This window comes from Caldalkalibacillus thermarum (genome assembly GCF_014644735.1).
Classification (GTDB): Bacteria; Bacillota; Bacilli; order Caldalkalibacillales; family Caldalkalibacillaceae; genus Caldalkalibacillus; species Caldalkalibacillus thermarum.
Genome location: NZ_BMKZ01000058.1, coordinates 1 through 11,643 on the forward strand (window position 1 = coordinate 1; position 11,643 = coordinate 11,643).

At 52.6% G+C, this 11,643-nt stretch carries 10 protein-coding genes and 2 pseudogenes; 1 reads left to right on the forward strand and 11 read right to left on the reverse strand.

All coding sequences use genetic code 11. From position 1 onward, the window contains the following. Positions 1-243 precede the first annotated feature (243 nt). From IEW48_RS15175 to IEW48_RS15200, 6 genes and pseudogenes are all read right to left on the reverse strand, one after another. Positions 244-666: a nitroreductase family protein gene (locus tag IEW48_RS15175; RefSeq protein ID WP_188624504.1), complete on the reverse strand. Its 423-nt coding sequence runs from the start codon at positions 664-666 to the stop codon at positions 244-246. Next, a complete protein-coding gene (locus IEW48_RS15180; RefSeq protein WP_188624505.1) occupies positions 663-1,223 on the reverse strand; it encodes a nitroreductase family protein in 561 nt (186 codons plus the stop codon). Before IEW48_RS15180 ends, IEW48_RS15175 begins: the two co-directional genes overlap by 4 nt. Further along, positions 1,201-2,440, reverse strand: a pseudogene (locus tag IEW48_RS15185) (MFS transporter). Before IEW48_RS15185 ends, IEW48_RS15180 begins: the two are co-directional and overlap by 23 nt. A gap of 3 nt (positions 2,441-2,443) precedes the next feature. Further along, complete coding sequence (locus IEW48_RS15190) at positions 2,444-2,683, reverse strand: hypothetical protein (RefSeq protein WP_188624507.1); 240 nt, start codon at positions 2,681-2,683, stop codon at positions 2,444-2,446. Next, positions 2,661-4,343 carry a sigma 54-interacting transcriptional regulator gene (locus tag IEW48_RS15195; protein WP_188624508.1) on the reverse strand — a complete coding sequence of 561 codons (1,683 nt, stop codon included), beginning with the start codon at positions 4,341-4,343 and terminating at the stop codon, positions 2,661-2,663. The genes IEW48_RS15190 and IEW48_RS15195 overlap by 23 nt, the downstream gene beginning before the upstream one ends. A 270-nt stretch (positions 4,344-4,613) precedes the next feature. Beyond that, a complete protein-coding gene (locus tag IEW48_RS15200; protein WP_188624509.1) occupies positions 4,614-5,288 on the reverse strand; it encodes an aspartate/glutamate racemase family protein in 675 nt (224 codons plus the stop codon). A 152-nt stretch (positions 5,289-5,440) separates the two neighbouring features. Here IEW48_RS15200 and IEW48_RS17785 point away from each other — a divergent pair. After that, a pseudogene (locus IEW48_RS17785) lies at positions 5,441-6,565 on the forward strand (M20 family metallopeptidase). 107 nt (positions 6,566-6,672) lie between these two features. Here IEW48_RS17785 and IEW48_RS15210 read toward each other — a convergent pair. The 5 genes from IEW48_RS15210 to IEW48_RS17205 all read right to left on the reverse strand — a co-directional run. Beyond that, complete coding sequence (locus IEW48_RS15210; protein ID WP_188624510.1) at positions 6,673-8,292, reverse strand: M20/M25/M40 family metallo-hydrolase; 1,620 nt, start codon at positions 8,290-8,292, stop codon at positions 6,673-6,675. 125 nt (positions 8,293-8,417) lie between these two features. Continuing rightward, complete coding sequence (locus IEW48_RS15215) at positions 8,418-9,368, reverse strand: dimethylarginine dimethylaminohydrolase family protein (RefSeq protein ID WP_188624511.1); 951 nt, start codon at positions 9,366-9,368, stop codon at positions 8,418-8,420. A 262-nt stretch (positions 9,369-9,630) separates the two neighbouring features. Next, positions 9,631-11,058, reverse strand: a complete 1,428-nt coding sequence (locus IEW48_RS15220; protein WP_188624512.1) for an amidohydrolase family protein — start codon at positions 11,056-11,058, stop codon at positions 9,631-9,633. Positions 11,059-11,258: 200 nt separating this feature from the next. Next, positions 11,259-11,426 carry a hypothetical protein gene (locus tag IEW48_RS15225; protein WP_188624513.1) on the reverse strand — a complete coding sequence of 56 codons (168 nt, stop codon included), beginning with the start codon at positions 11,424-11,426 and terminating at the stop codon, positions 11,259-11,261. A gap of 16 nt (positions 11,427-11,442) precedes the next feature. Beyond that, positions 11,443-11,643, reverse strand: a 201-nt coding sequence (locus IEW48_RS17205; RefSeq protein ID WP_229704080.1) for a hypothetical protein, incomplete at its 5' end; no start/stop codon positions are given.

An 11,643-nucleotide genomic window follows, 5' to 3' on the forward strand; every position in this document is an offset into this window, starting at 1 on the left:
CACGGGCTTGGTTAACACCGTTTAAACGGCTCTATCAGGCTTTTGCCTAAACCTCGCCCAGACATTTGACCTGTCACTCAAACGCCCTGTGACCAGGGCGTCTTTGGCATGCCATCGAAATCTGCTGAGCGGGAGATGGGCTGGAATATATAGGTATTTAAGGTGATAATCAAATATTTTGTGATCATTTTAATGTCTATAAGTCATCATGTGGCAAACATTTAAACCAATCCCGCCCATATGTCACGGATTCAGGAAATATGGAAAATTGTAGCGATTTTTATGAGTCACCCATTTTAAAGGCATCCTGTTCTTGCGTTTCGGTTTTTCCGCCGCATAGCCCAACGGCAACAAGCCAACCGGTTTCACATAGGGCGGGATGTTTAACAGCCGCTGCAGCTGTTCTTCATGAAATCCGCCGACCCAACAACCGGATAATCCCAGCGCGATCGCAGTCAGAAGCATGTTTTGAATGGCTGCCGCCGCATCTAGCAGAGCCCATTCCCGACCGGGCTCACCATACCGGGCCGTCGTCCGCTTCAAGTTGGCGCAGGCAACAATGATGACGCCGGCATTTTTTATCCAGTGCTGGTGGTTGGCTCCTTGGGCATAATAACCGGAAAAGGTGAGTTTAATGGCAGGAATTGGTTTCGCATGTGGGTTCATTGCCACTTCCCCTTGTGTACAATTTCGGATATCGGCAGCCGCGGAGGGATCTCCTTTTCCTCTTCGCTGTACCCGGCGGTGATGATGGCCACCGGCTCCATGTACCACGGAAGCTCCAGGCTGTCCCGCAAGCGCCCGGCATCAAATTCCCGAACAGACGCGGTGCACAATCCATGCATGGCAGCCAGCAAACGAAAGTTCTGAATCGCGCCGAATGCATCCTGCATGGCAAACGTCATCCCCGCTTCGCCCAACCTGGCCAAGGCCCGCCTTTTTTCAATACAGACCACAAACAAGAGCGGAGCTTCCGCAATCCAGGGTTGTCCGCCATAACTTCCTTCGGTTAAAAACGGATCCAGCGTAGCATCCACAACCTTTTTGCGCTGTTCCTGCCCTGCCGTTACGATCAATTCCCATGGCTGCGTATTGGCCATGGACGGCCCCAGGGAAAAGGCATAAAACAATTCTTCTTCTATCCTTTCCGGAATCGGACGATCAAGATAGCGGCGGGTATTGACGATACCGTTCATGGCCTCAAGCAGGTAGATGTTTTCCATTCTCGGCAACCTGCATCCCTTCCCCCTTCTCCCAATTTCCCAGACATAACAAGATGCGAATCATCAACGCCGCCAAACAGCTCAGCCAGATCATCCGGAAATCACCGCTCCTGTCGAACAGCAAACCGTAGTAGTATCCGGAAATGGCCGAGGCGATTTGTCCCAAGGTATTCATCAGGCTGATCACAAATCCGGTCATTCGCGCATGGACCACTTCCGTGGCCAAGGTGAGCATGGGGGCCATCGACCAGGAAATGCCCATCCCGATCAAGAGCGCGTTTAGATGTATCCCCAAATCCTGCAGTCCGAACAACCAGACCGTACATAAGGCCAATACGCCGGTTCCGATCACCAGCGTCAACTTTCGCTGCCCCATCCAATCGGAAACTTTGCCTGATACCGGCGCCATGATCACCTGGCTGATCATCGCCAGCGCCATGATCCAGCCTGCCTCCTGTTTCGAATACCCCATTACGGCCGTCAGATAAGTGGGCAACCAGGCCAGATAGGCATAGAGGCCAAAAAAAGCCGAAAAAGGCGATTCCCAATAAGCGAAGCACCCTGGCATTCCGAACCGGTTCGAACCATCGCGCTGCCGCATTGCCCTTCCCTCCCCGGCCATCCGGAATCGGAGGATCGTCCCTCTCCCGGTTCTCCATTTCCGCTTCACTGGGAAGTTTCCAAAATAACAGCAACAAGGGCAGCATAAATAAAGAAAGGGCCAGGAACAGATACCGCCACGGCCAATAGACGGAGAGCAGGGGAAAGATCGTCAGTGTAAGCAGCATCCCCATCCCGGCCGCCCCTTCCATCATGCCGACGCTCAACCCTCTTCTTTCCTTGAGAACAAACTCGGAAATCAGCTTGATCCCCGGTGAGAAAAGAAGGGCTGAAGATGCACCCATGATAAACCGCATAGCCAGCGCCACCAGAAACGATTTTGTCATCACCAAAAGAAGGGAGGACACCATCATCGCGGCCAGTCCTGCCAATACAACCTTTTTTGGCGAATAGCGGTCGGCCAGCACACCGGCCGGAATCTGAAAAAGCGCATATCCTAGCAAGAATGCGGAAACCAGCCCGCCTATCTCCGCGTATCCGACTTGATACACCTCTTTCATTTCCACGAAAAAGGGAACGACGTCCATGCAATGGGAAAAAGCAAAAAAATGAATTGCACTGACAAAGAACACGACAAACCACTGATTGAGATTCATGGATTACCCCTCGATGATGGATGAAAAGCGGTCTTCAATCCCAAATCCCGGAAGGTCCGGAAAATCGATTTCTCCATTGATCTCGAGGTTGCCAAAGGGATGGCCTGTCAAATAACAGGGACCCACCAGCTCGTGCGCATGACCGCCCGGAAGGATCGTGGAAAGGTGCAGACCGGCATAGGTTCCGGCCAGGGTATCCCACGGACTGATCAAGACACATTCAATCCCTGTAATCGATGGCATAGCGGGAGATTTCCCGAATGACCTGAACCGCCGTTTTTACCGTATAGCCCTGGTTGGCATCTACCCTGAGCCTTACCCCGGGTCCAACCGCTTCTCGGATTTTTGCCACCGCTTCAATATCCTTTTTGGGATCGCTGCCGATTTTAATCTTGATGGTATTGAAACCCTGGGAAACTTTTTCCCGCGCTTGCCGCGCCATCGCATCCGGCGTATCATCGCCGAGGACGTAGGCGACGGGAACCGGTTTTCCAGGCTCCCCGCCGAACAAATGGCAAACGGGCAAAGCCAACATTTTCCCCTGCAGATCCCACAACGCGAGGTCAATGGCGGATTTGGCCCCGCTTGCTTGGCCAAGCACGCGATTCATGATCCTGTGAATCTCGCGCAGGAAAAAGATATTTTTTCCCAGAATTGCCGGAGCCAGCTCCCTCTCAACGACAATTTTCATCGTCTCCGCCGTCTCTCCCGTAAAAAACGGCAAGGGAGAAGCCTCGCCAATCCCAGTCAGCCCAGAATCCGTGGTAATTCTGACAATCAGGTGCTCCTGATAGGGAGCCATTTCCCCATAGGTTGTTTTAAAACTGCCGTGAAACGGCGTCCGGATGACCTTTGCCTCCACTCTGGCAATATGCACGGTAAATGTCTCCTTTTTTAAAAAATTGACTCGTACCAGTTTATAAGCAAAAAACGTGCCAACTTCATTTTTTCTGGTCATATATTGGATGACGCTGATCAATTCCCTTATGTTACCCGGCCAATGATACGCAACCAAGTTTTCCATCACTTCATCCGCAATGTAGACTTTTGCCGTACAAAATTCTTTAAGAAAATGATCGACAAGCAGCGGAATGTCCTCTTTTCGTTCCCGCAGGGGAGGAACCCGCAGCGGAAGGACAAACAATCGATAAAAAAGGTCCTGGCGGAATTTCCCTTCCTCCACCATTTTCTTCAAGTCCTTGTTGGTCGCAGCGATGACGCGCACATTAATCGGGATCATCCGCCGCCCGCCGATTCTCATCACCTGCTTTTCCTGCAGGACTCTCAAGAGCAAAGCCTGCAAAGCCGGCGAAGCATCGCCAATCTCGTCAAGGAAAATCGTGCCGTTGTGGGCCAATTCAAATAAACCCGGTTTTCCCCCTTTTTTCGCCCCGGTAAACGCCCCCTCCTCATAGCCGAAAAGTTCGCTTTCCGCCAGCGATTCCGGTAGCCCGGCAAAATTCACCGGAAGAAAGGGCCCATTCCTGCGCGGGGAAAGATCGTGGATGGAATGGGCAAACAGCTCTTTCCCTGTTCCGTTTTCCCCCAAAATTAATACCGTCTGATCCGTTTTGGCAATCTTTTGCAAAATGCGGAGCGTTTCCTGAATCCTGGCACTGTTTCCCACAATATGGGCGACCGAATATCTGGCGGAAAGACCCTTGGCCTGCAGTTCCTTGCGCAAGTCCTGTTCCAACTGTTGTATTTTGGTTACATCCTGAAAAGCGGTCACAACCCCCGCTTTCTCCCGGCCGATTTCGATCGGCGTCTGGTTGACGACCAAGTGTATCCCGTTAATGGTATATGGCCACTTCGAATCCTGAAAAAAATCGGCAATTTGTTCATAGAATACGCGATAGGTTCTGCGATCTTTGGTCACAAGCAGAATCTTAGGCCTTTTCATCCAATTTCCCCCCAATACCTGACCCTAAATCAACCTTATTTATATCATGGTGTAATCATTGGGGGATCATTTCCGCAAGGTAAAAAATTGGTTAAATTCACAAAAAATAAAGGAAGAGAAAGCTTTCTCTTCCCGAGCCGGAAAACAATAGGAAAATTTCTCTTGCCCGTAATCCTAGCTCTTTTTGACAAGGAGATCCTTGGATGACGAAAAGATTCCAGACGCAATTTTGGGCGGCGTCATGTAAGCCTTTTTGGAATGGACCAATCCTCAGCTTGCCAAAGCTTCTGCCGTTTTGAGCGCCACCCTGCCGGGATTGATAACTGGGACGCCCAGGATTTCCGACATCTCTTCCGCAACATTTAAAAAGCCCATGGACATGCAGCCCAGGATTAACGTATCGGCCCGGTCTTCCTCAAGGGCCCTTCGCCCTTCTTCCACAAGTCTTTTCACGGTTTCTTCCTTATTTGCCGCAAGTTCAAGAACGGGGATCTCAATTGCACGGACGGATGCCAGTTTCTTCTCCAGTCCTGCTTTCTCCGCCAGGTGGTATAATGCGTTCACGATACTGCGGGTGACAGTAATAATGGAAAAGCGGAAGCCGCACATGGCCGCAGCATGCATCCCTGTTTCTCCTGGACCGACCACAACCATCCTATTCGTCACTTCCCTGATCGCATCCAGGCCCGGATCCCCGTAACAGCCCAGGATCGCCGCATCATAGCCCTGTTTTTCCATCTCCAGCATTTTGTCCACGGTTTTCGGGATGCTCAGATACTCTTCATACACGGATTCAATCGAAGCCGGTCCCTCGTCGACGTCCACGATATCCACCTGAGTGCCCGGAGAAGCATAGGAACGAAGTATGGACAGGCGGCGTTCCATCTCTTTCTTCCCCGCTTCCGTTCTGCTGACCGGGCCGGGCAATACATATACTATTTTCATCCTGCACACCCTCCTAACATTCTCGTAAATCTCTTTAACCAAGATCTTCATGCAATTTTTGTACCAAGCCAATCTATCTCACATCATAATTGGCATCAAATTTGCTTTACTTTTTCTACAAAAATCATCTTTCTGGAGGAAGGAGCATCAACATGTCTGATATTCTACGCTATCTGCTGGAAAATCAGGCCAAAATGCTACAAAACCTAGAAACGTTGGTCAAGGCCGAATCGTCCTCGAATCGAAAAGATCTGGTCGACCGCTGCGGCGAAATCGTACAGGAGTTTTTTTTTCCAGCATCTTGGGGTCCATGGTGAAATCATTCCTCAGAAAACCGTTGGAAATCATCTGAAATTCACCTTCGGTGAAGAGACAGAACAAATCCAGATTGTGGGACACATCGACACCGTTTGGGAGGAAGGGAGGCTCACCTTCAGGGTGGAAGGAAACCGCGCGTACGGCCCGGGAATATTGGACATGAAAAGTGGCATCATCCAATCGCTTTGGGCATTAAAAGCATTGAAGGAACTTGGCGTACGCCTTGACAAAAAGGTGGTATTTCTCTGCAACACCGATGAAGAGATCGGAAGCGTCACCTCCAGGCCGTTGATTGAGACGGAGGCGCGAAAAAGCAAGGTTGCGCTGATTCCCGAACCGGCTGTCGCCAACAGCGGCGCTTTGAAAACGTCTCGCAAAGGGATTGGCATCTTTCGCTTGAAAGTAAAAGGAATCGCTACTCACGCAGGCAACCATCATGACAAAGGTGTGAGCGCAATCGAGGAACTGGCTCGCCAGATTTTGGCCCTGCATGGCCTTACGGACTACGAGAAAGGGACTACCGTGAACGTCGGAGTCATTCGCGGAGGAACACGCGGCAACAAGGTGGCGGATACGGCGGAAGCGGAGATCGATTTCCGGGTGGCCACACATGCAGAAGCAGAACGCATGGAAAATTATCTTCGCAACTTGCAGCCGAAATTGAAAGGCGCTTTCATAGAGGTTACCGGAGGTATGAATCGTCCGCCGATGGAACGGACCGCCGCGATCGGCCAATTGTTTGAGACCGCTCGTCGGATCGCTGCCTCTCTCAGCTTCAATCTGACCGAAGCTGCCGTGGGGGAGGCAGCGACGGAAACTTCACTGCAGCCTTGGGAATCCCAACTCTGGACGGATTGGGGGGCGTCGGTGACGGGCCGCACGCCGAATACGAGCATGTCCTGATTGATGCGTTGCCGCTCCGTTCTGCTCTGCTTGCCCATTTGCTGACAGAAATATAAGAAAAGCCAAGGTCCAGTTACGGGCCTCGGCTTTTCGAACCGGATATCCATCCTTTTTGAAACTGATAGCACCAGATTCAAAGCGCGCATCTTTCGATTCCCAAAAATCACGAACGCTCATCTTCGTACAACAGGTATCGAATGGCCTTCACCAGCATCGCCGGCACGACCGTGGTGGAATAATGCAACTCCAGCCTTTCCGTGCGTTTGTGCGCATCCTTACCGTATGGACCGATGTTAACGGCCGGCAGGTTCAGGTCGACCATGTCCTGAAACGGAAGTTTGTATAAATTCCCATAGAGCGGCATGTTTTGCCGCAAAGGTTCCAGAACCTGATCGGCATCAACCACGCGGCAATAACAAATGTCGGACAAACCAGGGAAATACCGGACGATTTTTACCGTCTCTCCATGCCGCCGCGCCTCCTCCACGACCTTTTCCATCGCCGAAGCCAGCCTGCGTTCCTTGGGATGGGTGTCGTTCAAATAAACATGCGGGTAATACGGCGGCGCGAGCATGATGAGGTAAAAGGGAACGTCGGCGAGAAAAAATTTGCTCGCTTCATCGGCCAGCTGCACCGATACATCCCGGAGATCCGCGTTCGCAACCCTTCCCTGGTCAATCACGCGCTGCAGCGCTTCCTCAAAGGAAGAGCCGAACCGGTTCCTGCCGCGTTCCACAAGTTCATGGAAAAAGAAGACTTTAGGGCGGAACCGCTTTTGCCGTTCGGCGATGGAACGGGCTGCAGCCTCTACCGCCTCTTTCACTTTTGCCAGCACTTCCCCGGGCGTCTGCCTCATCGTCAGGACGTTGAAGAGAGCGTAGGCGGCATTGGGCGTTTGCACGTTATACTCCTCTTTCAAATCGCTGAGCTTCAGGCAGGTGGGCAACGGAGTCTGCTCACCTTCCCACTGCTCGGCAAATCGGCCGGACAACTCCATCCGGACCACAGCTTCCGCCACCATCCACGCCGCGTTCAGGCCTTCCAGAGGTTCGCCCGCATGGGTCTCCTTCCCCACGGCGTAAACGAGGGGAAGCAATTTCCCCATGGAACCGGTATAGACATACTTGGACTTGTCTCCAGGATACCCGGAGAAGCTGGGCTCGGAACAGATACAGACTTGATACTCCAGACCGTGCTCCTCCTTGATCCGGTTCAGGACGGGAACCGCAGCCAACATCCCTTCGGAATTGCGCTCCTCATCCGGGGTTGCGACGAGCAACAGATTGCCGCAGAACGCCTCATCGGATGCAAATTGGCTTAATACCGCCAACTGAATGGCCAGTCCCGCCTTCATGTCCATGACGCCTCTGCCGAATAGCCAATCTCCCGTCCGCAAATCTTCCCTTACCTCATCCTCCAGGGTATCCATGATCGCCTTAATCTTTTCCGTATAGATTTCCGGCTGAAAGGCGAAGGGGGCATACGGGCCGAAATCGCTCACGCCCACCACATCGAAATGGCTCAGGAGAATCGCTGTTTTCGGCGAGGGTTTCCGTCCCTTTACCAATGCCGTGACAAAGGAGCGGGAGAGGGGATCGTGCGGGAGGGGATGTTTCTGCACGTATTCCGGATGGGCCTGGAAGTATGGCATGCGCTTCAGGATGCCAATCAGGTAATCGGCCATGCGAGCTTCGCCGGCGGTACCGGAGACGCTGGGAACGCCAACCAGTTCCAGGATGAGTTCCCTGATCTTCTCCGGCGTGTTCCAATGAAAACGGTTCATGCCGGATCCCGCCGCATCACAGCCGTCATACAAGGGTGGGGGTGTTTTTTCATGCCGCTTCCTCCATTCCCGGTTTAATGATTGAGCACCTTGGAGAGAAAATCTTTGGCCCGGTCTATTGTTTGTTATTGCGAAATCGGATCCCGTCTGAGAAAGACGGTCATGCAATGGATGGCGCCCCATCCTTTCAGGATTTCGTCCATTTCGGCCTCGATCACCTGAATCCCGGCATCTTCCATTTTGGCTTTTGTATCCGGACAGCCCGCCGGCATGACGACTTTCCCCGGTTCCAGGGCCACGAAGTTGAGGCTCAGCTTCCCCTTAACCTCTTCGATATTGGTGGCCTCCACGATATGGAAACCCTTGTCCAGCAAGGCCTTGACGACATCATAGGAAACTTGCCACGGGAACAGCACCGCCGTCTTCCGGTCGGCAAGATTGATCAAGCCGTCCAGATGGGCATGTCCGTAGGGAATCTCAAAATGGATGATGTCCGTGACACCGATATTGCGCAATTCGGCTTCCACCTGCGCCGCACCGGACCGGTTGGCCCGCGCTCCTGTTCCGATGATGACGGTATGGCGATCCACCCACATCGCACAGGCTCCTTCAAAATAGCCGTCCCCGTTGATGGTTTTAATGATCGGCACACCCAGCCGGGCCAAAGCCTGTGCGGCATACCGCTCTTCCCCGCGGCGGGCGGCGATGGCGGGCCGGCAAACAATCGCACCCTCCGGCGTCATCAATACCAAATCCCTCATGTACAAAGCATTCGGGCGATCCTCGCGCTGCTCCTCCACATAGTGCACCGTGACGCCATGGTCGCGATAGATCTGCGCCAGCGCGTCCTGCTGGGCCCTGGCCCGTTCCGGGTTCATCGGCGCTTTCCAGCGGTATTGCGAATAATTGGACTCTTTGACGAACTCGATCTCTTTTCCGGGCCGCCTCATCAGGACAGCGCGCAACGTGCCCACTTCAGAATCGCAGTACCAATCTCCCCAGATGTCGTTCATCTCCTCGGAAAATGTCTTTTCCGAGGGAAACCAACACTCTCCCTGCACTTGAACCTTCACCATAAACATTCCTCCTGTCGTCATGTTCTCCATCGGATCGCGATGACTCTATGAAACGGAATCATATCCATTCGCATAAGCAAAATATAATACGAAACACCACTATTGTAAATATTGAATCATTTATTTCCATAGAAAAGAGTTAACTATTATACCGTATCTCTACAATTCTATCAATTTAGATTTTTTATCATTTGTCAGAGGTGCTTAACCCAGCCTGCCAAAAAAAGAGAGCTGTCCCTCGGACAGCCCCAGCCGTTTGGATTTACAGATACCCTTCCCGCATCATCTTCAGGACATCGCTCTCCGTCTTCAGAAGGTCCCCGCGGGCGCGTTCACTGATCCGGTTGGCCGCTTCCTGCGCCTCGGCGAGGGCCTGTTTTTCATCCACGGTAAGCAGCACCCGGTTCTCCATAATGACCCGACCGTCAATAATGACCGTTTCCACCTCATGCCCCCTGGCCGCATAGACCAGGTTCGGCACGAGATTGCGTACCGGTTCCAGAATCACGGGGGACAAATTGGGTTCTTGCAGGTTGATGACGATCAGATCCGCCTTTTTGCCCTTCCGCAGCGAGCCAATCTCATGGTCCAGCCCGATCGCCTTCGCCGACTCGATCGTCGCCAGGCGCAACGCCCGCCATGCCGGGAAGACGCGCGGGTCGGCCCGCTTGACCTTATTCAATATGGCCGCAAATTTCATCTCATTGAACATGTTGTTGCAGTTGTTGCCGGGAGCCTGGTCAGAACCCAGGGCAGCCGTTCCCCTCGCCTCCAGAAATTCCAGCACCGGCGGCACCAGTCCGTCGATAATGCCGATGCTGCCGGCGCAATAGATCATGGCCGCCCCTCTTTCGGCCACCAGCCTGGCCTCCCAGGCAGTCGCTTCGGTAAGATGAACGGCCAGCAAACGGGAGTTCAGGAAGCCAAGTTGATCCAGGTACGCAATCGAGCGCTGGTTGTATCGTTTGACCATTTGGTCGATTTCCCGGTCTCCCTGGGCCACATGCATGTGGATCTTGGTATCGTACTTCTCCGCCCAGCGTTTTACTTCGAGCAGGAGCTCAGTGCTCATCATGTCGGGTCCCTGGGGACCGAACAGCACGGTGATGCGGCCATCTTCTCGGCCATGCCATTCCTCGAACAGCCGGATGTTGGCGTTTAGATTTTTCTCCCCGATCGCCGGATCAAAAGGATAGAGTTCTCCCACGGGTATCATGCCGATGTCGCCGGGCAATTCGTTGATCATCTCGCATACTCTTGCCCTTGCCCCGATTCTGGCATAGTGTTCCACGATCCGGGACATAGGCGAATCATAGTCGCAGAAGGTGGTGGTTCCCGCCTTGATTCCCTCGATAATGTTTACCAGCGAACCTTTTACGCTGTCTTCTTCCGTCATATGCTTCATAAACGGCCACAAACCCTTGTGCATCCAGTTGGCCATATCCTGGGCCGTTCCCCTGAACAGGGAGATCCCCGTATGGATGTGGGCGTCAATCAGGCCGGGCATGACGATTTTGCCGGTGGCATCGATCAGCCGGTCGCCCGAATAGGATGCCAGGATTTCGTCCGAAGGTCCCACGTCCGCAATCCGGTTGCCCTTGATGGCCACCGCCCCGTTTTCCAGAAAACCGACGCCCTTTCCTTCCATGGTCAAAAGATAGGCATGAGCGATAATGAGATCCACCTTCACCCTTTGTCTTCCTCCTCAACGATTGAACTCGACGCTGCAGACAAACTCCGTTTTCAGGATAAAAAATGTTCTGCCGGTTTCATAGAATCGAATCCAGGATATTGGGTACATAAAAAGGAGAGCCGCGCCCCTGTGCGGCAACCTCAGCCTGATCCCCGGTGAATTGCCCGATATGAAAGGCAAACCCTTTCATCCTTTCCTCAACGTTTTTCCACAAACAACAGGATCAAGGTCGCGATCGGCCCCAACAAAAGGGATAAAAGGAACCAATTCAGCCCGGAACGATTTTTCCCTTGGGCCAGCCCCGCATTGATCAGGGCCAGCGTTCCCCAATCGACCACATATTGATTCTCTAAAGTCCCTTGCAACAGCCCTGCCCAACGCCTATTCCGCCTCTGTTGCCCACAAAAAATACAAAAAGGCATTCAAGCTTGAATGGATGTTGTGATGTTGTATAGTACTCAACTTTCGCACCTTGAAAAACACGAGAATCCCTTGATTTAACTGGGGAATTTGGTCAAAAAACGCGAAAAACACCCAATCCTTTGGTAAAATGAAGTTGTCTAAACCAACATCTACCAAGGA

Coding starts and splice junctions, on each gene's coding strand:
- IEW48_RS15195 (WP_188624508.1), bottom strand. CDS start 4,343: ATGAAAAGGCCTAAGATTCTGCTTGTGACCAAAGATCGCAGAACCTAT.
- IEW48_RS15180 (WP_188624505.1), bottom strand. CDS start 1,223: ATGGAAAACATCTACCTGCTTGAGGCCATGAACGGTATCGTCAATACC.
- IEW48_RS15200 (WP_188624509.1), bottom strand. CDS start 5,288: ATGAAAATAGTATATGTATTGCCCGGCCCGGTCAGCAGAACGGAAGCG.
- IEW48_RS15190 (WP_188624507.1), bottom strand. CDS start 2,683: ATGCCATCGATTACAGGGATTGAATGTGTCTTGATCAGTCCGTGGGAT.
- IEW48_RS15210 (WP_188624510.1), bottom strand. CDS start 8,292: ATGAACCGTTTTCATTGGAACACGCCGGAGAAGATCAGGGAACTCATC.
- IEW48_RS15215 (WP_188624511.1), bottom strand. CDS start 9,368: ATGGTGAAGGTTCAAGTGCAGGGAGAGTGTTGGTTTCCCTCGGAAAAG.
- IEW48_RS15175 (WP_188624504.1), bottom strand. CDS start 666: ATGAACCCACATGCGAAACCAATTCCTGCCATTAAACTCACCTTTTCC.